This window comes from Pseudomonas sp. fls2-241-TYG-175, from assembly GCF_030209155.1.
In the GTDB taxonomy this organism is placed as follows: domain Bacteria; phylum Pseudomonadota; class Gammaproteobacteria; order Pseudomonadales; family Pseudomonadaceae; genus Aquipseudomonas; species Aquipseudomonas viridiflava.
The window spans coordinates 43,192-64,282 of record NZ_JARVSO010000017.1; the positions used below are offsets into that span (position 1 = coordinate 43,192).

18 protein-coding genes are annotated in these 21,091 nt (G+C 60.5%); 4 read left to right on the plus strand and 14 right to left on the minus strand.

Going from position 1 to position 21,091, the window contains the following annotated elements:
* Positions 1–120: 120 nt before the first annotated feature.
* Positions 121–1,251, minus strand: coding sequence for a Fic family protein (locus QRN20_RS14210; RefSeq protein WP_122413366.1), 1,131 nt, complete (start codon positions 1,249–1,251; stop codon positions 121–123).
* Positions 1,252–1,502: 251 nt separating this feature from the next.
* On the opposite strand from QRN20_RS14210, the gene QRN20_RS14215 reads away from it, so the two are divergent.
* Entirely contained in the window at positions 1,503–2,978 is a 1,476-nt protein-coding gene (locus QRN20_RS14215; RefSeq protein ID WP_122413365.1) for an ArnT family glycosyltransferase, read from the plus strand.
* 2 nt (positions 2,979–2,980) lie between these two features.
* Here QRN20_RS14215 and QRN20_RS14220 read toward each other — a convergent pair whose 3' ends face one another.
* The 8 genes from QRN20_RS14220 to arnB are packed head-to-tail and all read right to left on the minus strand — an operon-like array spanning position 2,981 to position 11,798.
* A complete protein-coding gene (locus QRN20_RS14220) occupies positions 2,981–4,375 on the minus strand; it encodes a UDP-glucose dehydrogenase family protein (RefSeq protein WP_122510545.1) in 1,395 nt (464 codons plus the stop codon).
* Entirely contained in the window at positions 4,353–4,784 is a 432-nt protein-coding gene (gene arnF, locus QRN20_RS14225; RefSeq protein WP_004880071.1) for a 4-amino-4-deoxy-L-arabinose-phosphoundecaprenol flippase subunit ArnF, read from the minus strand. Before arnF ends, QRN20_RS14220 begins: the two co-directional genes overlap by 23 nt.
* The gene (gene arnE / locus QRN20_RS14230; protein ID WP_029244082.1) at positions 4,781–5,125 is read right to left on the minus strand and encodes a 4-amino-4-deoxy-L-arabinose-phosphoundecaprenol flippase subunit ArnE; all 345 of its coding nucleotides are present in this window, start codon (positions 5,123–5,125) and stop codon (positions 4,781–4,783) included. Before arnE ends, arnF begins: the two co-directional genes overlap by 4 nt.
* A complete protein-coding gene (arnT, locus tag QRN20_RS14235) occupies positions 5,122–6,774 on the minus strand; it encodes a lipid IV(A) 4-amino-4-deoxy-L-arabinosyltransferase (protein WP_122575823.1) in 1,653 nt (550 codons plus the stop codon). Before arnT ends, arnE begins: the two co-directional genes overlap by 4 nt.
* Positions 6,771–7,652 (minus strand): 4-deoxy-4-formamido-L-arabinose-phosphoundecaprenol deformylase, encoded by an 882-nt coding sequence (gene arnD, locus QRN20_RS14240; protein WP_029244080.1) that lies wholly within the window; start codon positions 7,650–7,652, stop codon positions 6,771–6,773. Before arnD ends, arnT begins: the two co-directional genes overlap by 4 nt.
* Positions 7,652–9,643, minus strand: a complete 1,992-nt coding sequence (gene arnA / locus QRN20_RS14245; RefSeq protein WP_122605588.1) for a bifunctional UDP-4-amino-4-deoxy-L-arabinose formyltransferase/UDP-glucuronic acid oxidase ArnA — start codon at positions 9,641–9,643, stop codon at positions 7,652–7,654. The genes arnD and arnA overlap by 1 nt, the downstream gene beginning before the upstream one ends.
* Complete coding sequence (gene arnC / locus QRN20_RS14250) at positions 9,640–10,653, minus strand: undecaprenyl-phosphate 4-deoxy-4-formamido-L-arabinose transferase (RefSeq protein WP_096767431.1); 1,014 nt, start codon at positions 10,651–10,653, stop codon at positions 9,640–9,642. Before arnC ends, arnA begins: the two co-directional genes overlap by 4 nt.
* A complete protein-coding gene (arnB, locus tag QRN20_RS14255; protein ID WP_122605586.1) occupies positions 10,650–11,798 on the minus strand; it encodes a UDP-4-amino-4-deoxy-L-arabinose aminotransferase in 1,149 nt (382 codons plus the stop codon). The genes arnC and arnB overlap by 4 nt, the downstream gene beginning before the upstream one ends.
* Positions 11,799–12,479: 681 nt before the next feature.
* On the opposite strand from arnB, the gene QRN20_RS14260 reads away from it, so the two are divergent.
* The 3 genes from QRN20_RS14260 to QRN20_RS14270 all read left to right on the plus strand — a co-directional run bounded on the left by QRN20_RS14260 (position 12,480) and on the right by QRN20_RS14270 (position 16,284).
* Complete coding sequence (locus QRN20_RS14260; RefSeq protein WP_122425668.1) at positions 12,480–14,219, plus strand: dipeptidase; 1,740 nt, start codon at positions 12,480–12,482, stop codon at positions 14,217–14,219.
* 238 nt (positions 14,220–14,457) lie between these two features.
* On the plus strand, positions 14,458–15,234 hold the full coding sequence (locus tag QRN20_RS14265; protein WP_285360613.1) for a DeoR/GlpR family DNA-binding transcription regulator: 777 nt from the start codon (positions 14,458–14,460) through the stop codon (positions 15,232–15,234).
* Positions 15,235–15,357: 123 nt separating this feature from the next.
* The gene (locus tag QRN20_RS14270; RefSeq protein WP_122605584.1) at positions 15,358–16,284 is read left to right on the plus strand and encodes a Gfo/Idh/MocA family protein; all 927 of its coding nucleotides are present in this window, start codon (positions 15,358–15,360) and stop codon (positions 16,282–16,284) included.
* Between the two features lie 175 nt (positions 16,285–16,459).
* Here the strand turns inward: QRN20_RS14270 and QRN20_RS14275 are convergent, their stop codons facing one another.
* The 5 genes from QRN20_RS14275 to QRN20_RS14295 are packed head-to-tail and all read right to left on the minus strand — an operon-like array spanning position 16,460 to position 21,082.
* Positions 16,460–17,536: a protein-glutamate methylesterase/protein-glutamine glutaminase gene (locus tag QRN20_RS14275; protein ID WP_025993473.1), complete on the minus strand. Its 1,077-nt coding sequence runs from the start codon at positions 17,534–17,536 to the stop codon at positions 16,460–16,462.
* A complete protein-coding gene (gene cheD / locus QRN20_RS14280; RefSeq protein ID WP_122605582.1) occupies positions 17,499–18,032 on the minus strand; it encodes a chemoreceptor glutamine deamidase CheD in 534 nt (177 codons plus the stop codon). Before cheD ends, QRN20_RS14275 begins: the two co-directional genes overlap by 38 nt.
* On the minus strand, positions 18,029–18,838 hold the full coding sequence (locus QRN20_RS14285; protein ID WP_025993471.1) for a CheR family methyltransferase: 810 nt from the start codon (positions 18,836–18,838) through the stop codon (positions 18,029–18,031). Before QRN20_RS14285 ends, cheD begins: the two co-directional genes overlap by 4 nt.
* A 9-nt stretch (positions 18,839–18,847) precedes the next feature.
* Positions 18,848–19,387, minus strand: coding sequence for a chemotaxis protein CheW (locus tag QRN20_RS14290; protein ID WP_004880047.1), 540 nt, complete (start codon positions 19,385–19,387; stop codon positions 18,848–18,850).
* Positions 19,388–19,423: 36 nt separating this feature from the next.
* A complete protein-coding gene (locus QRN20_RS14295; RefSeq protein WP_122605580.1) occupies positions 19,424–21,082 on the minus strand; it encodes a methyl-accepting chemotaxis protein in 1,659 nt (552 codons plus the stop codon).
* Positions 21,083–21,091 lie beyond the last annotated feature (9 nt).

Genomic DNA, 21,091 nt, shown 5'->3' on the forward strand with positions numbered 1-21,091 from the left:
ATGACTGCCAGTAAGCCACATTTGATGATGCATGCGGCTGGTTTGTGGGTGATTGACGGTTTTGAGAGCATTACTTGTGCGGTGTGATCTAAGAGGCTTTCGGGCTGGGGCAGTAATTCTTTAACGGGAAGGCCAGTTGACGTGATAACGCGTACTGCGACCGCCGCCGGGCAGGCGGACGATGCAGTGCTTTGCCAGTAAATCACTAAGGTGGCGAGTGGCGGTCGCTTTTGAGACTTTGGTTACGGCTTGATACTGCGTTGCATTGATCCCCTGTTCAAAACCACGCTCGCCGCCATCGAGCAGGCGATTGAGTACTTTCACCTGTTCAGTGGATAAAGCATCAGCCTGATGCAGTTGCCAGAAGCGTGTTTTTGCCAGGACTCGCTCTATACGTGCCAGCGCATGTTCAACGCTTCGCAGAAAGGTGCGCAAAAACCACTCCAGCCAGTCGGTGATGTCGGTCGTGCTTTTCTGGCTGCGCTCCAGAATGTGGTAGTAACCCGAGCGGTCTTCCAGAATGCTGGCTGACATGGCGTGCAGGCGCACCGTCTGCTGCTCGCCCTGAGCCAGAGCCAGGTCCGTGAGTGCACGGGTCAGACGACCGTTGCCGTCGTCGAATGGATGCAGCGTGACAAACCAGAAGTGCGCGATGCCTGCCCGAACCAGCGGGTCAAGGTGTGCATCGTTCCGGCTGGCAGCAAACCAGTCCAGGAAGTCATTCAGCTGCGGTTCGAGCCGGGAACGTGGCGGGGCTTCGAAATGCACAGTGGGCCGATCAAGGCGACCGGATACGACCTGCATGGGCTCATTACCGCGCAGTTGGCCTGCCTGAACCTGATGAGAGGCAAGCGTTTCCTGAGTTGGAAACAGCCAGCGATGCCATGTAAACAGACGTTGGAGCGTGAGCGGCTGAGCGTTGGCCTGCGTGACATCCAGCATCAGTTCCGCCAGGCCTTCACTGCGAGGACTGCGCTTGCCATCATCGTCCAGACCCAGGCGACGCGCCAGTGACGATCTGACGGATCCGACGTTCAACTGCTCACCTTCAATCGCAGAGGACGTGATGATGTTTTGCAGCAACGTGTCCAGAGTGTCCTGAAGGGCCGTATCGTCGTTGGCAACACGGCTCATGCCCAGCAAGCGGCCTTGCGCTTGGGTGCATTCGCGCAGCAGGGCTGCAAGACGGTCACCGTTCCAGGTGAATGCAGGCCATTGCGGTTGTTGCCAGATCCAGAGATGTTCAGACATGAGAGGAGCGCTCTGAGCCGAGCCGAATAGAAGGTCTAATCGGCTCATCAAGTGAGCCGATTGTGCGGGCTATTCGGCTCATCGTCCAGTTCAGCGTCATATCTGCCTGTTCATTGCGCTTTTTTTTGGCGGACCGCTTTCCTGTGTGCTCCAAGGGGTTACGACACACCTGAACAAGACGCTTTGTTTCATGAATCGGGCATGTTCGGGTGCCTATACTGCGAGTCCTCCAGGCTTACCGGATTGCTGCAATGCTGGCTTCTCGCACGCTGTGGTTGTTGATGCTGAGCGTCCTGCTGTTCTTCTTTGCACTGGGTAATCATCAATTGCAGAGCTCGACGGAGCCGCGCGTGGCGGGTATCGCCATGGAGATGCAGTTGACAGACAACTGGGTCACGCCGACCTTGAGCCGACAGCCGTTTCTGGAGAAGCCGCCACTGAGTGTCTGGCTCGATGCCAGCGCGATCCGGTTGTTCGGTGCCACGCCCTGGGCGGTGCGGCTGGCCTCGGCGTTCGCCGGGTTGTTCAGCGTGCTGTTGCTCTACGCGATGCTCAAGCGTATGGCGCGTCCGGTGCCCATCGCCTGGCTGGCCGCCTTCATGCTGGCAACGCTGGCCAGCTTCTGGGGCAATTCGCGTCAGGTCGGCGAAGACGCACTATTGGCGCTGGGCGTGACCATGGCTTTGCTGATGTATGTCTATTCGGTCAATCGCGCGCCTTCCGACAATCGAGCATGGCCGTGGTGGTTGTTCACGTTGGGCATCGCCATCTCGACGTTGAGCAAGGGCGTGCTGGGACTTGCGTTGCCGGGCGTGGTGATTTTCGCCTGGCTGCTTTGCGAAACGGTGCAACAACGACGGCTGATTCTGGCCGACTGGCTACGTCCGGCAGCATTCACTTTGTTGGGGTTGATACCGCTGATGGTCTGGCTGTATTTCCTGTACGGGCAGGGCGGCGTGCAATCACTCAAGGATGTGCTGTGGACCAACAGCGTCGGTCGCTTCGACGGTTCATTCCGGGAGGCTGGACACTATGAGCCTTTCTATTACTACCTCGCCAAACTGCCTGAAGCGTTCATGCCCTGGAACCTTCTGGTGTATCTGGGGCTTTGGCACTTTCGCAAACAACTGCTCGCCAACCGGTATCTGCTGTTCTTCAGCCTCTGGCTGGCTGCGCAGTTCCTGCTACTGACGCTGGCGTCCAGCAAGCGCATGGTCTACCTGATGTCAGCGGCGCCCGCGGCCGCAGTGATTGCAGCAGAGTACGCGGCGGTGCTGGGTGAACGGCTCAAGGCGCATTCCCGAAACTCGGCGATTGCAGCATTTGCAGTACGCCATCAACGCGCGCTGATGACAGCAGGCATCGCGCTGACCGTCGCGGCCTACCTGTCGGCGGCGGTGTGGCTGATGCCTCGGGAAGACCGGCATTTCTCGTTCGTGCCGCTGGCCACGACTGTTCAGGCACTGCAGGCTCAGGGGCATCAAGTGGCTCTGTTTCAGCCCAGCGAGCGGTTGTCGGGGGCCAGCGCGTTTTACGTGCACACCGTGCTGGATGCCTACGACAGCGACGCAAGCGTCACCCGTTTCCTGATGAGCGATCCGCGTAACGTGGCGATCATGGAGCGCACGAGCGAACCTGTGCCGCCGCTCAAAGCCATCCAGCACGTAAAGGTCGGAAGTCGCAGCTACTATTTCGTCAGCTACGACCGCTCCACGCCCGGCAGTTGAGATCAGATCGTCTGGCGATTGACGACCGGTTGCACCGCTACCCATTGCTTCTGCGGAATCGGCAGCTCGCACGACTCGCCACGGCCGATGGGGAAATAATGGAAGCCGCTTTTTGACAGGCGTTCGGTGTCGTACAGGTTGCGTCCGTCGAAGATCACCGGGGCGCCGAGCCGTTGCTGTATCAGGTCGAAATCGGGCGCCTTGAACTGCTGCCACTCGGTGCAGATGATCAGGGCGTCGGCGTCGTCCAGAGTGGATTCCGGCGTACCCATCAGCACCAGATCCTTGCGATAGCCGTAGATCCGCTGGGTTTCCTGCATGGCCTCGGGGTCGAACGCGCGCACGGTTGCCCCCGCTGCCCACAAGGCTTCCATCAACACTCTGCTGGGCGCATCGCGCATGTCGTCGGTATTGGGCTTGAACGCCAGGCCCCACAAGGCGAAGGTCTTGCCGCGCAGATCACCTTTGTAGAACGCGTTGACCCGCTCGAACAGCTTGTTCTTCTGCCGCTCGTTGATGGCCTCGACGACCGACAGCAGGTCGTTGGAGCAATGGGCCTCGCGGGCGCTGTGGATCAGCGCGCGGATGTCCTTGCCAAAGCATGAGCCGCCGTAGCCGCAGCCGGGATAGATGAAGTCGTAACCGATGCGTGAGTCGGCACCGATGCCCAGTCGGACCGCTTCGACATCCGCGCCCAGGTGCTCGGCCAGTTCAGCGATCTGGTTGATGAAGCTGATCTTGGTCGCCAGCATGCAGTTGGCCGCGTATTTGGTGAGTTCGGCGCTGCGCAGGTCCATGAACATGATGCGGTCATGATTGCGGTTGAACGGTGCATACAGCTCGCGCATGACTTTTCTGACCGCTTCGCTTTCGCAGCCGATGACGATACGGTCCGGACGGCGGCAATCCTTCACCGCAGATCCTTCCTTGAGAAATTCGGGGTTGGAAACGATATCGAACTGCAGCAGGCGTCCGGCCTGACGCAAGGCCTTGTCGATGTGCGCTCGCAGCGCATCGCCGCTGCCCACCGGTACCGTGGATTTTTCCACGATGATCAGCGGCTTGCTGCGGTGCCGGGCAATGCTCTCGCCCACGGCGAAGAAGCTGCGCATGTCCGCCGACCCATCCTCGCAGGACGGCGTGCCGACGGCGATGAACAGCACCTCGGCATGTTCGACGGCCATCTGCTCGTCACTGGTGAAAACCAGCCGGTTATGGTCCAGGTTTTCCCGTACCAGATTGGCAAGGCCGGGTTCGAAGATGTGCACCTGTCCCTGGCTCAGTTGTTCGACCTTGGCCTTATCGATGTCCATGCACACGACGTCGTGGCCGACTTCGGCAAGCACGGCTGCTTGTACCAGACCTACATATCCGCTACCGAAAACGCTGATTTTCATGGGAAGAACCCTGAAGAGAGATGCGAGAGACGCGCCGAAGGTTGATGCTCAGAACCCCCATCACGATGAGGATGACACCCACAGTTTTCGAAACTGTGAACGTCTCGTGGAAAAACGGCAGGCCAGCGGCCAGTACGTACACCAGCCCGTAGCTGATGCTCAGCAAGGAGTAGGCGCGGCTCAGGGAAAGGCTGCGCAGGGCCAGCAGCCACAACAGCATCGACAGGGCGTAGGCGCCGATTGCGACGCCGATGACGGCCAGGGCCTTGAAATCGATTGAGGCGACAGCCGGGTATTCGAGCAACTGTGTGGGCGAGGGCAGACGGCTCATGCTCCAGCGCATGCCCAGTTGCGCGAGGCTGACCAGCGCCACACTGCCAAGCGCCAGCGTCACGCCGGGGCGGCTCATGCCTGACGTCCCAACAGAACGACGCCCGCCAGAATCAGCGCCACGCCCAGCCAATGCCGACGGTCGACCGGCTCATTGAACAGGTAACGTCCGGTCAGGGTGATCAGTACGAAATTCAGGCCCAGCATGGGATATGCGACGCCGACGTCCAGGCGCTGCAACACCATCAGCCAGACCAGCAACCCCAGGCCCAGACACGCCATCGCGAGCCACAGCCAGGCCGAACGCGCGGCGGCCAACAGCCCTGGGAAATGACCGCGCCAGCCCTCCACTGCAAGCTTCTGTGCGATCTGGCCCAGGCAGGTCAGCGCACACGCGGTGAGCAGCAAAAGCCAGGTCATGATTCCGACTGCCCGTAGATCACGATGACCAGATCGCCTTCTTCGTAACGCTTGCCGCCTTTGGGCAGCGCACCGAGTTCGCGCAGTTCCTCTTTGCCGTCGCCGCGCATGATCACCGCGACCTGGCCCTTGTGCCGGGCTTCGGTCATCCAGGTATCAATGTCTTTCAGATCGACTTTCCGCTGACGGGCATCCGGATAGTCGAGGCCGTATTTCAATTCGCCCACGGTGTTGAAGAAGGCAATGTCCGAGCGCTTCAATCGCCAGGCCAGCGCTGAGGCCGCCCCCAGGTCGTTGCTCAACAGCGATTGGCTGGCCGCCAACGCAGAGAAATGCCGGGCCACGAACTGGTCGGGCGTCTTGTCATAAACCAGGGTGTACGGCAGCGCTGCGGGCAGCAGCGCCACCAGCAGCAGACTGCCTGCCGCCGGCATCGCCCAGGCCGACAGAGGACGCAGAGCTTGCAGCACATTGGTCAGCATCCAGACCGTCAGCACACCGATGGCCAGCAGCAGATGGATGGGTTCGTGGTCGTAGAACGGGTTCTTCCATTGCAGGTACAACAACACCAGCAAACCGACGAGCGCGACGATGGCATTGAACCCGCCATTGAGGCGTAGCGCTGTGACCTGGCCGTGATTGAGCCGTTCGACCAGCGCGTTTGCCATCAGCAAGGCCAGTGGCAACAGGCAGGGCAGAATGTAGGTCGGCAGCTTGCCCCGGCTCAGGCTCAGAAACGCCAACGGCAGCAGCGTCCACATCAGCAGGAAACCGATAGCGGGTTGGCGCCGTTGCTGCCACGCCTGTTTGAACGTTACGGGCAACAACAGCGCCCAGGGCAGGCTGGCGGCAATTAGTGTCGGCAGATAGAACCACACGGGCTGGGCGTGCTGCGCGTCTTCACCGGCGAAACGACGCACGTGCTCGTGCCAGAAGAAAAAGCGCCAGTAATCGGGCTCCTGAGCGTGGACCGCCAGCACCCAAGGCAGGCACACACCTATGGCGACGATGACCGCGAGCAACCCGTAACGGATCAACTCGACAAAACGTTTCTGCCACAGCATGTAGGGCACAGTGATCAGCACTGGCAACGCCCAGGCCAGAAAACCCTTGGTCATGAAGCCCATGCCGCAGGCGAGCCCCAGTACCGTCCACGCGACCAGCCGCGAATGGCCGCTGCTGTGGACGGCGTACCAGAACGCGACCAGTGACAGGTTGACCCACAAGGTGAATTGCGGGTCGAGGTTGCAATAACCGGCCTGGCCTGCAACGAAGCCGAAGCTCATGAACAGCAACGCGCTGGCAAAGCTTTTGCGCGGCTCGTTCCATATCCGGGCAGCGATCAGGTAAGCCAGCAGGGCGCTCAGGCCAGTGCTCAGCGCCGAGGCGATCCGCACGCCAAACAGATTCTCGCCGAACAGCGCCTGGCCAGCGGCGATCAACCAGTAACCGGCTGCAGGCTTTTCGAAGTACCGCACACCCATGAAATACGGCGCGGTCCATTGCCCGCTGTGGAGCATTTCCTGACTGATCTGCGCGTAGCGCGTCTCGTCCGGAATCCACAGCCCGTGTGAGCCGAGCGGCAGCAGATAGGCGACCACGAACGCCAGCAACAGCAGTGCAATGTCGCGAGTGCGGCTTGCGGTCATTGCTGCACCCCGAGCCAGCCTTCGCGTCCCGCAAGCGTGCCGCGCACCACTTGACCTGCTGGCAGGTGCTCAAGGTCGTCCGGCAACAGGTTGCCCAGTGGCTGGAAGCGGATGCCCTGAGCATTTGCCAGTGCCAGCAATTGCCTGAAGTCGTCAGCCATGACGATGCCTTCTACTTCGGCGTGCAAGGTATACACATTCAGTTGGTCAGGCTTGAAGCGTCTGAGAATGAAACGGTTGAACGCATGCGCCTCCAGGTGCGGGCCGACCACCTCGTCAAAGGTCGGCATGTCCACCGGAATCTGTGGGGCGCCTGGCGTGCCATCAGTCAGGGTCGGACGAAATATCGAGTGCCCCCTGCAGTCGCTGTTGTAGCGAAATCCGAACGATTGCTTGGCCTGCACCACACGTTCATCGGCACGCCAGCCAGCCGCTGCCGAACAGGTCACCGGCTCGCCCAGAATGTCGCTCAGGCAATCGACACCCCGGCGCATCTGCGCGTGCAGCCGCGCCGGGTTCCAGTGCCCGGCATTGGCTTGCCAGCCATGATGGTCCCAGGCGTGCAGGCCGACTTCATGGCCTGCGTCCAGAGCGCGGCGCATCAACGGGCCGAGGTCTCGACCGATGGGTTTGCCCGGCCAGGCGGTGCCTGCCAGCAGGATGTCCCAGCCATAAAGACTGGCGGCTCTGGAGCGAAGCATTTTCCACAGGAATTGCGGCCGGATCAGCCGCCACACATGGCGGCCCATATTGTCCGGGCCGACGCTGAAAAAGAACGTCGCCTTGACCTGCGCCTCTTCCAGCATGTCCAGCAAACGCGGCACGCCTTCACGGGTGCCACGATAGGTGTCGACGTCGATTCTCAGGCCTGCCTGCATCAGCGCTGATCCGCTTTTTCAGCCATGGCTTCGCGCAGAAAGAAATCCAGCGTCTTGCCGATGGTTTCGCTCAGCTCGATGGTGGGCGTCCAGTCCAGCAGCCGTTTGGCGTTATCCACGCAGGGCTTGCGGTGGCTGACGTCCTGATAGCCCTTGCCATAGAAGGATTGGCTTTCCACTTCACGAAACCCCGCGAACGGCGGGAAGTTGGAGCGCAACGGGTGCGCTTCGAACTGGCGCAGCAGCTCTTCGCCCAATTGGCGGATGCTGGCTTCGTTGTCCGGGTTGCCGATGTTGATGATTTGCCCGTTGCAGCGCTCACCACGGTTTTCGATGATGCGCGCCAGGGCTTCGATGCCATCGACCACGTCCGTAAAGCAGCGCTTCTGCGCGCCGCCGTCCACCAGACGGATCGGTGTGCCTTCCACCAGATGCAGGATCAACTGAGTGATGGCGCGCGAGCTGCCGATGCGTGCCGAGTCCAGACGGTCCAGACGCGGGCCCATCCAGTTGAACGGGCGGAACAGCGTGAACTGCAGACCTTTCTGGCCGTAGGCCCAGATCACCCGGTCCAGCAACTGCTTGGACACCGAATAGATCCAGCGCTGCTTGTTGATCGGACCGACCACCAGGTTCGACGTGTCCTCGCTGAAACTGGCGTCTTGGCACATGCCGTACACCTCGGAGGTGGACGGGAAAATCACTCGCTTGTTGTACTTCACGCAGTAGCGAACGATCTTCAGGTTTTCTTCGAAATCAAGCTCGAACACCCGCAGCGGATTACGCGTGTATTCGATGGGCGTCGCAATCGCCACCAGCGGCAGAACCACGTCGCACTTCTTGATGTGGTACTCGATCCACTCCGTGTGGATGCTGATGTCGCCTTCGATGAAGTGAAAGTTGGGCTTGGTGCGCAGACGTTCGATGGCGTCCGAGCCGATGTCCATGCCATAGATTTCGTAGCGGTCATCCTGCAGCAAACGCTCTGACAGGTGATTACCGATAAAGCCGTTGACGCCCAGAATCAGCACACGGGTGCGGCGCGGCGGACGGCTCTGGTTCTGGCCCTGTAGACGTGAGCCCTGGACCAGCCCGAACTCGCGGGCCAGTTGCACGCCACTCAGGTAGAGGCCGTCATCGCCGCGCTGACCTGCACCGATCACCAGCGCGCCCTCGCCACAGGCAATGCGCAGCGGGTCGCAGTCGATCACCGTGCCGGGTGCCAGTCCATGGTCGGCCTCTTCCACGCGGGCGCTCCAGACGATCAGTTTGTGCTCGCCCACCGGGCAGAAAGCGCCGGGGTAGGGCTGGGTCACGGCGCGGATCAGGTTGTTCAGTTGCGCAGCGGGGCGTGCCCAGTCGATCAGCCCGTCGGCCGGCGTGCGACGGCCGAAGTAGGTCGCCTGGGATTCGTCCTGTGGCGTGCCGGGCAATCTGCCCCGCGCCAGTAGCGGCAGCGCGTCGGAGAGCAGATTGGCGGCGGCCTTACGCAGTTTTCCGTGCAAGGTCAGCGCCGTGTCCAGTGCGCTTATCGGCACGCGTTGCTGCGCCATGATGGGGCCAGCGTCCGCACGTTTGACCATCTGGTGCAGGGTCACGCCAGTTTCGCGTTCGCCGTTGACCAGCACCCAGTTGGCCGGTGCCCGGCCGCGATAGCGCGGCAGCAGCGACCCGTGCAGGTTGAAGGCACCTTTCCTGGCGCAGGCCAGCAAGGGCTCGCTGAGCAGTTGGCGGTAGTAGAAGGAAAAGATGAAGTCCGGGTCCAGCTTGCCGACGCGCTCGATCCACAGCGGATGGTTCGGGTCTTCGGGGGCGTGCACCGGGATGTCATGCTGCGCGCACAGTTGAGCGACCGAGCCGAAGAAGGTTTTTTCACTGGGGTCATCGGCGTGGGTGAACACGGCAGCGATGTGATAGCCGCTCTCCAGCAACGCCTGCAGCCCGACACAGCCAATATCGTGGTAAGCGAAAACGACAGCTTTAATGCTCATGGCGCAACCTTGTTCAGATAAGGAGAGGCGGAGGAATCCACACGGTCGGTCGTCGTCTCGGTTGAGCTGCGCACGACCTTTTCAATGAAGAAGCGCGGCCGGGCCCGCACATCGCTGTACATGCGGCCCAGGTATTCACCCAGCAGGCCCATGCCGATGAACTGCCCGCCGGTGAATACGAACAGCACAGCGAACAGCACGAAGGTGCCGTTCTCGGCCCATGGCGCGCCGAAGATCAGCCGCAGCACGATGAGCATCACGGCGAACAGAAGGCCCAGAAACGCCATGCTGAAACCGACAATGCTCAGCAGTCGCAAGGGTGTGGTGGTCATGCAGGTGATCAGGTCGAACATCAGGTTGATCAGCCGCATGGGGCTGTATTTCGAATCGCCGTGCTCGCGTTCGGCGTGCTCGACCAGCACTTCGGTGGTGTGCCGGGCGAAGCTGTTGGCCAGGATCGGAATGAAGGTGCTGCGTTCACGGCAGGCCAGCATCGCGTCGACGATGGTGCGTCGGTAGACACGCAGCATGCAGCCGTAGTCGCTCATCGCCACGCCGGTCGAGCGCTGTACAGCGAGGTTGATCAGCCTTGAAGGCCAGCGGCGCCAGGCCGAATCCTGACGGTTGTTGCGCACGGTGCCGACCACGTCGTAGCCCTGTTCGGCCAGCGCGATGAGGCGCGGTATCTCTTCCGGCGGGTTCTGCAGGTCGGCGTCGAGGGTGACGATCACGTCGCCTTTGCACTGTTCGAAACCGGCCATGATCGCCGCGTGCTGGCCGTAGTTGCGGTTCAGGATCACCGCGACCACCCGGCTTCCGTCACGCTCGGCCGCCTGCTGCAGAATCTCGGCGGACTGGTCGCGACTGCCATCGTCGACCAGTACGATTTCATAGTCATGGCGCAGCCGTGCGCACGCTGCTTCGGTGCGTCGCAGCAATTCGGGCAGGCTTTGCTGTTCGTTGTAGACCGGGATGACGATCGACACGCAGTGGACAGGATAGGGTTTCAAGGGCGGGCTTCCACGATTGATTCAATGGCGTCCACGACCCGCTCGACATCGTCCAGGGTCATGTCGGGAAACAGCGGGATAGAACAGAGGCGCGACGAATTCCACTCGGTGTCCGGCAGATGAACGTCGGGGAAGCGCTGGCGGTAATAGCGGTGCAGGTGAGTGGCGATGAAATGAATGCCGCTGCCGATGTTGTGCGCCTGCAGCGCTTTCATGAACGCATCGCGGTCCAGGCCGCAGCGCTCGGCGTCGATACGCAGAATGAACAGGTGCCAGGCATGACGCTGCGCGTAGCCGGGTTGCGCCAGTGGCAAAACGGCGCTGCTGGCCAGCCTTTCGAGGTAGCGATTGGCGAGCATCTGGCGCTTGGCATTGATCGCATTCAGGCGCTGCAACTGCACCAGGGCAATACTGGCGTTGAGGTCTGCCAGGTTGTATTTGAAACCGGGCTCGATGACCTCGGCCTGCGGCTTGCGCCCCAGTGTCAGGCGGTCATAGGCATCGACACCCAGTCCGTGGAATTTCAACTGGCGCACATGGGTTGCCAGCGCGTCGTCATCGGTGACGAGCATCGCGCCCTCGGCACAGGTCATGTTCTTGATGGCGTGAAAAGAGAAGATGGCCGTACCGCGTGTGCCGACCGGACGCCCTTTGTATTCAGTGCCAGCCGCATGGGCAGCGTCTTCGATAAGCGCGAGGCCATACCGGTTGGCGAGCGCATAGAGGGGGTCGAGATCAAGTGCGGCGCCCGCGTAATGCACCGGAATGATGGCTTTGGTCCGCGGCGTGATGGCCTGTTCGACGTGTGCGGCATCAACCATCAGCGTGTGGCGATCCACATCGACGAACACAGGGGTCGCGCCCAGCAGGCAAATCATGTTCGCGGTGGAAACCCAGGTCTGGGACGGGGTGATCACTTCGTCGCCAGGACCGACGCCTAGAGCCAGCAGCGTGAGGTGCATGGCCCCTGTCGCTGATGACAGCGCAATGGCATGCAGCGCCCCGACACGCTCGGCGAACTGCTCTTCGAGCTTCTGGCATTCCGGCCCGGTGGTGATCCAGCCCGACTTCAATACGCGCGTCACTGCCGCAATCTCTTCATCGCCCACAGACGGACGTGAAAATGGAAGAAAAGCCTGATTCATCACTATGTTTTCCACGCGGGCCAATAACGTTAAGTGTGTGCTTCGCTACGTGCGCACTGCGCCGCAGTCGCTGCGCGACTCGGGGTTAAATGTAATAAGCGTTGTAATTAACGTCTGTTATCGGTCTATAAATAAAAGTTAATGGAGCGTCTGTTTTTTGAACCCGTGGCGGTGTTGGACATAACGTCTTCATCATCGATGTGACGGCCGGTTTCGCGGGGTAGGGCAGCAGTTGTCGAGGATGCTCCGGCCTTGTCGGGCACCATTGTTGATCCAAATGACGGGCGCCGTGCTGAAAACTCGACGCCGTTAAGTCGGGCGACAGCTTTCTCACGGATTGGTGAATTATTTAATTTGAATTCATTTATTTGTCTTGGGAATATTTTAAGCTGGGGAAGGTGTGGGTATGTTTTCTGAACGGCTGCTTGATCATTCGAAGTTTGAAGGTTGTTTAAAACCTGATTTGTTTTAAGCGTCTGTTCAGGACATGTATTTTTTGTTGTGCACCGCTTCAAGTGCCCTCAAGCGGGTTTGCATATCTGCGTCGCTTTTGACCGGCAAGGCGACAGGAAGCGTTTGGCAGGCTCCCGCATTCGTCCTGTGAAGTGTTATTTTGAGGATGTTTCTGATCGTCTGATCAGCTATTTCCCACACACTCTTCGCAAAGGAATGCCCTTAGCAATGAACCTTTCACTCAAGCATCTGGCCACCACCACCCTGATGCTCGCCAGCCTTACAGCCGTCGCCCCCTCCGCGCTGGCCAACATCACGCCGCAACAAAGCGCCGCCATTCTGAAAACATTCAATGAAAAGTCGGCGACTGATTTCAGACAGTTTCTGGGGAGTGTCGCGAAGAGCGATCTGGCCAAAACCGCCGATCTCGAACCCGCGATCAGTGCCTTTCTCGACGACAAGACTCTGACCGCCGAGCAGCAGAACGAAATCCATCGGCTGCTGGGCATTTACGCCCGTGTGAAGTACGGCAGTGCTGCGAATGAAACCCTGCGTGAACTGGTCGCCATTCCGACCTTCGCCGTGGAAGGCGTCGCCCAGCACGACAACCCCGAGTTCATCAAGATCGCCGAGAAGCTCAAGACGCTCGCCGAGTCGTTCAATCTCAAATTCCGCAACATCGACAACCGCGTCTATGAAGTCTCGCTCGAAGGCTCCAGCGAGGAAGTCGTCGGTATTCATGCCCACGCTGACGTGGTGCCGGTGACGCCTGCGAACTGGGTGCTGCCGGACGGTACCAAACTCGACCCGTTCAAGGTCACGTTGATTGGCGACCGCATGTACGGTCGTGGCACCGAGGATGACAAGAACGGCATCGTGGTCGCGATGTACGCCATGAAAGTCATCAAGGAAGAAAAGCTGCCGCTGGCTCGAAACTTCAAACTGCTGATCGACACCACCGAAGAGACCTCCGGCGACGCGATTCCGTACTACTTCGAGCGCAACCCGACGCCGAACTACAACCTGGCGCTGGACGGCGGTTACCCGGTGGTGATCGCCGAGAAAGGTTACGGCACGGTGATGGCGAACTTCCCCGTGCGTAAAGGTGAGGGCAAGGGTGCCGAGATCACCTCCTTGACCGGCGGCGCGGCGACCAATCAGATTCCATCGAAATCGGTCGCTACGCTGGTGACGGACAAACCCGCAGAACTGGCCGCTGAGCTGCAAAAGGCGGGTGCCGAGTACGCGAAGCGCAACGGTGGCGACTTCCAGGTGGACGCGGCGGTCGAGGGCAAGGACGTGAAGCTGACCGTGACCGGCGTATCGGCCCACTCGTCCGATCCTGCATCGGGCGTCAACCCGGTGGCCCGAATGCTCGACTTCATCAACAGCCTCGACGGCAAGGTTGAGTTGAAACACAACCACATCACTGATGCGGCCCAATACGCGGCTGACAACTGGGGTCTGGATTATCTGGGCAGCAAACTGGGTGTCGGTTTCTCGGACGAGTTCATGGGCCCGCTGACTGCTTCCCTGACCTTCGTGGGGATGGATGCGAAGACCTTCAAACTCGCGGTGAACCTGCGCGTGCCGAAAGGCAAGTCGCCTGAGAAACTCAAGGCCGAGATCGCCGAAAAGCTGACGGCATGGAGCAAGCAGAGCAAGATTGCGCCTGCGTTCGATTACTCCATCGCCGAGCCGATGTACCGCAACCCTGAGGGTGAATGGGTCAAGGCACTGCTGGCCGTCTCTACCGAAAACCTGGGCATGCCTCACACGTTCGGCACTTCGGCGGGCGCTACTTCGGTCCATAACTTGCCCAATGGTGTGCAGTTCGGCTTGGCCATGCCCGAAGCCAAATACACCGGGCACACCGACAGCGAGTTCAAGACCACCGAGCAGTTTTTGCTCGACCTGCAGATCGTGACGGAAATGATGGGGCGTATCGGGCAGTTGCCGAAGCTTTGATCTGAAGGCCTGACCCGGCGTGAACAGGACGCTCTGCAGCGCATTCGAGAGCGGACGCAGAGCGTCCTGAGCGGCATTCCCACGCGGAGCGTAGGAACGATCATCACTCGACACCGATCGTGCCCATCGCTCCGCGTCCCATTTGGTCGCCACGCACTGATTGACGCCTCATACCCTGCCCGGCATATTAGCGCTCGTTTGTGATCGTTAATGCTCGTTTATGCAGGTTCAGATTGTCATGACTCCTACCCACGAAACCTTCCCCGGCGAACGCCAGCAGTTGATCAGTGAACGCCTGGCCCGGTACGGCCGGGTGATTGCGGCTGATCTGGCCAGCGAGTTCAATGTCTCTGAGCACTCGATCCGCCGCGACCTCAGTGCGCTGGCTGCCTCGGGTGTATGCAAGCGCGTCTACGGCGGCGCTATTCTGTTGCGCAGCGCTGAAGGCCCCATGGCCGCGCGCGTGCAGCAGGACACCACACGCAAGGACAGCCTCGGGCAGGCCGCTGCTTCCCTGCTGAGCGACGGACAGCACGTCTTCATTGACGCCGGTTCCACCAACTTCGCCATCGCCAGCGCCATCGCCCCCCAGCTTCACCTGACGCTCACCACCAACTCACCGTTGATTGCCGTGCAGCTGATGACACTGCCCAACGCCGAAGTGATTCTGCTCGGTGGGCGTCTGAATCCGACGGCGGGAGGTGTGATCGGCCTGACGGCGGTCCAGCAACTACGTCAGTTCAGCTTTGACCTGTGCTTTCTCGGCGCCTGCGCGCTGGACCCGGACAACGGCGTCACGGCATTCGGGCTGGAAGACGCCGAGTTCAAGCGCGCCGTCGTCGCAGCGAGCGGCCAGATTGTGGTGGCCGTGACCAACGAAAAGCTGTCCAGCGTCGCTCATTACCAAGTGGCCCAGTGCGAAGACGTGTCGGCGCTGGTGGTCGAGCAGGACGCGCCACGCGAGCGGCTCGACCCGTTTCTGGGCAGGATTGCCAACGTCGTGACCGCAGCCTGAGCGGAAAACTCACGTATGTCGCGCTTGCCCATTGTCTGGCGCGCCATTTACGTCTAGTTTGCTCCATAATTAGTATGACTATTAATCGCACCCTCTAATAAGTACAAGAATCAGGAGTCACCGATGCAACCCATTCGTCTCGGTCTGGTGGGCTACGGCAAGATCGCTCAGGACCAGCATGTTCCCGCGATTCTCGCCAATCCCGCCTTCGCGCTGGTGTCCGTCGCCACCCAGGGTCAGCCTTGCGCTGGCGTGCAGAACTTCAAATCCCTGACCGAGCTGCTCGAAAACGGGCCGCAGGTCGATGCCATCGCGTTCTGTACACCTCCTCAAGGTCGATTCGCCCTGGTGCAGCAAGCCATTGCCGCTGGTAAACACGTGCTGGTCGAAAAACCGCCGTGCGCCACGTTGGGCGAAGCCATGGAGCTGGTGAATCAGGTACACGTACAGGGCGTTACCGGCCTGTTCGCCTGGCATTCGCGTTACGCGCCCGGCATCGAAGCCGCCCGCGACTGGCTCGCGACGCGCACTCTGGAAAGCGTGAAAATCGAGTGGAAGGAAGACGTCCGCAAATGGCACCCCGGCCAGACCTGGATCTGGCAGCCTGGTGGTCTTGGCGTCTTCGATCCGGGCATCAATGCCCTATCGATCGTGACCCACCTGCTACCGCTGCAACTGTTCGTTGAGTCTGCCGAACTGCGCGTCCCCGACAACTGCCAGTCGCCCATCGCCGCTGACATCAAAATGTCCGACGCCCGCCACCTCGACCTTCGCGCCGAATTCGATTTCGACCACGGTCAGAACGAACTGTGGAGCATCGAAATCCGCTGCGCAGAAGGCGTCCTTCGGCTGGACAATGGCGGCGCAATGTTGAGCATCGATGGCGTGCGCCAGACGGTTTCGGAAGAGGGTGAGTACACCGTGGTCTACCGGCATTTTCAGCAGTTGATTGGCGACAGGAAGAGCGACCTGGACCTGCAGCCATTGCGGCTGGTGGCGGACAGCTTTTTCGTGGGCAGTCGGGTGCTGGTTGCGCCGTTTTACGATTGATGGTTGGGGCGTTCTTCGTGTTCTGAAGTCATCTTCAGAGACGGCATGGTGTCTTGCTGCAAACCGCCTCCCACGGTCCGGTGTTTGCCGCGCGACAGCGCTATGTCGAAGACGTGGTGGCGCCTCCCACAGACGCCGGGGCCGTTCAGCAGGTTCGGTTTCCTGACGCCCGGCCCTATCGGTGCAGTATCGCTTGATGGATTTCCTGCAACGGCATGATGCGTTGCGCGGCGTTGAGTTTGATGGCTTCCTTGGGCATGCCGAACACGACGCAGCTCGCTTCATCCTGAGCGACGGTCGAGCTGCCGGCGTCAAGCATTTCCTTGAGGCCGCGTGCGCCGTCGTCGCCCATGCCGGTCATGATGATTCCGGTGGCGTTCTTGCCCGCGAATTTGGCCACTGAACGAAACAGCACATCCACCGAAGGCCGATGCCGGTTGACCAGCGGGCCGTCGATGACCTGAGCGTGATAGTAGGCGCCGCTGCGGGTCACCATCATGTGTTTGCCACCGGGAGCGATCAGCGCGAGACCGGGCAGAATACGGTCGTTGTTCTTTGCCTCGCGAACTTCTATCTGGCACAGGTCGTTGAGGCGGGCTGCGAACGAGGCGGTGAATTTCTCCGGCATGTGTTGCACGATGACCATGCCGGGACACACCCGAGGCAAGGACGTCAGCACAGCCTCCAGCGCCTGGGTTCCCCCGGTCGAGGTGCCAATGGCGACAATCCGTTCGGTCGTCTGGGCCATGGCGTGTCCGTTGGCAGCGGGCAGGATGGCATCTGCAGTGAGCTTGCTGGCGGGCGCCAGGACCGGAACCGCAGCGCGCTTTCCCAGATTCCTGACATTGGAGTTGGCTGCCGCACGGATCGCTGTCACCAACTCTGCTGCCGACTCGATGAGAAAGTTCTTCAGGCCCGTGGTGGGTTTGGTGATGATTTCCACCGCTCCGGCGGACAATGCCTGCAGCGAGGTCTCTGCGCCTTTCTGCGTCAACGACGAGCAGATCACCACCGGCGTCGGGCGCTCGCTCATGATCTTCTTGAGAAAGGTGATGCCGTCCATGCGCGGCATCTCCACGTCCAGCACGATAACGTCCGGCCATTCCCGGGCCAGCTTGTCCATTGCGAAAATCGGGTCCGAAGCGGCGCCCATCACATGCATGTCGGGGGTGTCGTTGAGGATCGCCAGCAGTACCTGACGAACCACGGCCGAATCATCGACCAGCAGTACGCTGATTTTTTTGGTTGGCATCTTTATCGATGGTCCCTGTTGGTGTGTGCCGGACCCAGACGTTGCCGTTCCACAGGTCGAAGATGATATTGCGGTAGCCGGTGCTGCCCATGTCTTGCGCCATCAGGTGTAAACGGTGCTGCTCGGCGAGCGTCAGGGCGGCGCGGATGTTGAGGTTGGCGACATCATGCGCATGCAGATCATGACGGTGACAGGGAAACATCTCGCCACCGCCGAACAGCTTGACCTGATAGTCCTCAGGCCGGGTGTCGTTGATGCGCGCATGACGGATGAGCATTTCAAGGGCTTCATCGGCGTACTTGCCGTCCAGTGGTTGGCCTCTGCGGATACGTCCCGGAAGCATGAAGTGGCACATGCCGCCGATATGCCGTAACGGATGCCAGAAGGTAATGGCCACGCAGGACCCGAGCAGGGTGCGCAGGCGGGTAGGGCGGGTCGCAAAGCTCACTTCACCGGGAGCCAGCACCACTTCGGCCGCGCCGACAGGCTTTTTCATGGTTTGCGGTAAATCGAGGGGGCGACCAGCTTCAGGGTGTCGTTTACACCGTTGAGGCTTTCCGAGTGACTGATGATGAAGAAACCGCCCGGCTTGAGACGTGGCAGCAGGCGCGCGACCACCTTGCTCTTGGTTTCCTGATCGAAATAGATCATCACGTTGCGCAGGAAGATCACGTCGAATTCGCCCAGATCGGGCAAGGTTTCATTGAGGTTCACCTGAACGAAATTGACCCGGTTGCGCAGCGACTTCTCGATCAGAAAGGTGCCGTCCTGACGGCCAGTGCCCTTCAGGCAATACTTGACCAGCAACGGCTGCGGAAGGGTGCCTGCGCGTTCCATGGGGTAATGGCCGGTGCGCGCCTTGGCCAGCACCTGGGTGCTGATGTCTGAGCCGATCACTTCCCAGGGCGTAGTCCCCAGACCTTCGGCCAAGGTCATCGCCAGGCTATAGGGCTCTTCACCGGATGAACTGGCAGCACTCCACAATCGGAACGTCTTGCCCGGCGTTGCCTTGGGCAATACGTGCTGGCGCAGAAAATCGAAGTGCTTGGGCTCGCGGAAGAAGTACGTCTCGTTGGTGGTCAGCAGGTCCAGCGCGACCTGCAGTTCACCGTGGCGCTGGTCCGTCATGATCAGCTTGAAGTAGTCGCCATAGCTTTTCAGTTCATAGTGCTTGAGGCGCTTGAACAGGCGGCCGGCTACCAGCGCCTTCTTGGCCGGCGACAGATTGATACCCGCTGCGCGATACAGCCAGGATTGGAACTGGCCGAATTCGCGGTCGTTGAGTGCGGCTGTGTCTGGCATATGCGGATCTCAGTGCGCGTCGAAATCGAGAGCGGGTGTCTGACCGGCTTCGGCCAGGCTCGACATCTCGTCGATGGACAGCACGCGTTCGACCTCAAGTACGATGACGAACTTGCCCTCGACCTTGGCCATGCCGCTGATGAAGTCGGCGCGAATGCGTGCGCCGAAATTCGGCGGCGGCTCGATCTGCGAGGCGGGAATTTCCAGCACCGCCGAGACCGTATCGACCAGCAGACCGATGTCCTGCGGCTGACCGTCTTCGGTGCTGGCTTCGATGATGATCACGCAGCTGCGTCGCGTGGTTTCCGAGTTTTGCCGGCCGAACCGCGCCGACAGATCGACCACCGGCACGACGGCGCCGCGCAGGTTGATCACGCCGCGCACGAACGACGGCATCATCGGCACCACGGTCAGGCTGCCGTACTCGATGATTTCCTTGATGCCCAGAATGCCGATGGCGAACATCTCGCCACCGAGCATGAACGTCAGGTACTGCGCCTCTTCTTCCACTGCGGCTGCGGTCTGGTGTGTCTTGGCCAGTGCGCCCATGTCGTTCTCCCTGTGTGACCTGTATCCGGTCTGCGATCAGAAACGGGTGAATTCCGATTCATCCGGCGCGCTGGCCATGTTGTAGGCAAACGCCTTTTTAGGGGCGGGCTTGACCGGTCGCGACGGCTGGCGAGGCGGGGCGCTGCTGGAGGAGTCAACGCTCAAGTCGTTCACGGCCGTTCTGGATGCCGAACTCAGGACGAAGAAGCTCATGGCCTGCTGTAACTGCTCTGCCTGGCTGCTCATCTCTTCAGCGGTCGCCGCCAGCTCTTCGCTGCTCGACGCGTTCTGCTGCGTTACCTGATTGAGCTGAGTCATGGCGGTGTTGATCTGCGCCACGCCTGCGGCCTGCTCTTCGGACGCTGCGCTGATCTCCTGCACCAGGTCCGAGGTCTTGTTGATCGACGGCACCATCTCGTCCAGCAACTTGCCGGCCTTCTCGGCCATGTCCACGCTGCTCGAAGACAGCTCGCCGATTTCCTGAGCCGCCACCTGGCTGCGCTCAGCCAGCTTGCGCACTTCGGCGGCAACCACGGCAAAGCCCTTGCCGTGCTCACCCGCACGGGCCGCTTCGATTGCGGCGTTGAGGGCCAGCAGATTGGTCTGGTAGGCGATGTCGTCAATGATGCTGATGCGCTGGGCAATTTTCTTCATCGCCACCACGGTCTGCTGCACCGAATCGCCACCTTCTGTGGCTTCCTTGGCGGCCTTGCTGGCCATGCCGTCGGTGACCTTGGCGTTCTCGGTGTTCTGGTTGATGCTGGCGCTCATCTGTTCAACCGACGCGCTGGTCTCTTCAACGCTGGCGGCCTGCTCGCTGGTGGCCTGACTCATGGACTGAGCCGTGGCGCTGACTTCTTCCGAGGCGCTGGCCAGATTGTCGGCCGCGTTGCGCACTTCGCCGATGATGTGCGACAGCTTGCCAACCATGTTGCGCATGGCGTTGAGCACCATACCGGTTTCGTCTTTCGAGCCTTCCGCTATCTGCGCGCTCAGGTTGCCTTCAGCCAATTGCTCGGCGGCGATGGCAGCGTCCTTGAGCGGGCGGGAAATGATCCGAGCGATGAACAGCGCCAGGCCCAGCCCGATCAACAGCGCAGCGACCAGCACCGCAATGATCGAGATACGCGCATTTTCATACAGGGCCGCGCCTTTCTCGCTGGCCGTGGTTGCGCCTGCATCGTTGAGCTCGACCATTTTCTGCAACTGGTTGGTCGCTTCATCGAAGTGCAGCTTGGACTCGCCCTTCAACAGCGTGCGCGCCTGATTCTCAAGACCCTGCCGAGACAGGTCGAACAGCTCTTTGCTAACCACCAGGTACGCTGACCATGCAGTGGTCACGCTGTTGAACAACTGGCGATCCGTGTCGTTGGACAACAGGTGTTCATAGGTGGCCAGGCGGGTTTCGAATTGCTTGCGCGCCTCGACAGCCTCCTGTTCCATCTGGGTCTTTTCCTGCGCCGTATCGGCCGCGATGTGCCGGTTTTCCTTCAGGCGATAGCTGGCCGCGTAAAAGCGCATGCCCGAGGCAGCACGCATGGAGGGCATCCAGTTTTCCTTCATGTCCTGAGCAGTCTGGTTGACCTGCCCGAGCTGAATGATGGCGAACACGCCCATGGCCGCCGTCAGCGCCAGCACGACCAGAAAGGAGGTGATCAACTTGGTGGATATCTTCAGATCGTAAAACCATTTCATCGGGGTTAC

Bases quoted from the DNA above. Each gene is read 5' to 3' on its own strand.
- cheD (WP_122605582.1), bottom strand. From the start codon at position 18,032: ATGAAAAAGCCTGTCGGCGCGGCCGAAGTGGTGCTGGCTCCCGGTGAA.
- arnE (WP_029244082.1), bottom strand. From the start codon at position 5,125: ATGACCTGGCTTTTGCTGCTCACCGCGTGTGCGCTGACCTGCCTGGGC.
- arnB (WP_122605586.1), bottom strand. From the start codon at position 11,798: ATGAATCAGGCTTTTCTTCCATTTTCACGTCCGTCTGTGGGCGATGAA.
- QRN20_RS14210 (WP_122413366.1), bottom strand. From the start codon at position 1,251: ATGTCTGAACATCTCTGGATCTGGCAACAACCGCAATGGCCTGCATTC.
- QRN20_RS14270 (WP_122605584.1), top strand. From the start codon at position 15,358: ATGCAACCCATTCGTCTCGGTCTGGTGGGCTACGGCAAGATCGCTCAG.
- arnA (WP_122605588.1), bottom strand. From the start codon at position 9,643: ATGAGCATTAAAGCTGTCGTTTTCGCTTACCACGATATTGGCTGTGTC.
- arnD (WP_029244080.1), bottom strand. From the start codon at position 7,652: ATGCAGGCAGGCCTGAGAATCGACGTCGACACCTATCGTGGCACCCGT.
- QRN20_RS14265 (WP_285360613.1), top strand. From the start codon at position 14,458: ATGACTCCTACCCACGAAACCTTCCCCGGCGAACGCCAGCAGTTGATC.
- arnT (WP_122575823.1), bottom strand. From the start codon at position 6,774: ATGACCGCAAGCCGCACTCGCGACATTGCACTGCTGTTGCTGGCGTTC.
- QRN20_RS14295 (WP_122605580.1), bottom strand. From the start codon at position 21,082: ATGAAATGGTTTTACGATCTGAAGATATCCACCAAGTTGATCACCTCC.
- arnF (WP_004880071.1), bottom strand. From the start codon at position 4,784: ATGAGCCGCCCCGGCGTGACGCTGGCGCTTGGCAGTGTGGCGCTGGTC.
- QRN20_RS14215 (WP_122413365.1), top strand. From the start codon at position 1,503: ATGCTGGCTTCTCGCACGCTGTGGTTGTTGATGCTGAGCGTCCTGCTG.
- QRN20_RS14260 (WP_122425668.1), top strand. From the start codon at position 12,480: ATGAACCTTTCACTCAAGCATCTGGCCACCACCACCCTGATGCTCGCC.
- QRN20_RS14220 (WP_122510545.1), bottom strand. From the start codon at position 4,375: ATGAAAATCAGCGTTTTCGGTAGCGGATATGTAGGTCTGGTACAAGCA.
- QRN20_RS14290 (WP_004880047.1), bottom strand. From the start codon at position 19,387: ATGGGCGCACTGGCCAAGACACACCAGACCGCAGCCGCAGTGGAAGAA.
- QRN20_RS14275 (WP_025993473.1), bottom strand. From the start codon at position 17,536: ATGCCAACCAAAAAAATCAGCGTACTGCTGGTCGATGATTCGGCCGTG.
- QRN20_RS14285 (WP_025993471.1), bottom strand. From the start codon at position 18,838: ATGCCAGACACAGCCGCACTCAACGACCGCGAATTCGGCCAGTTCCAA.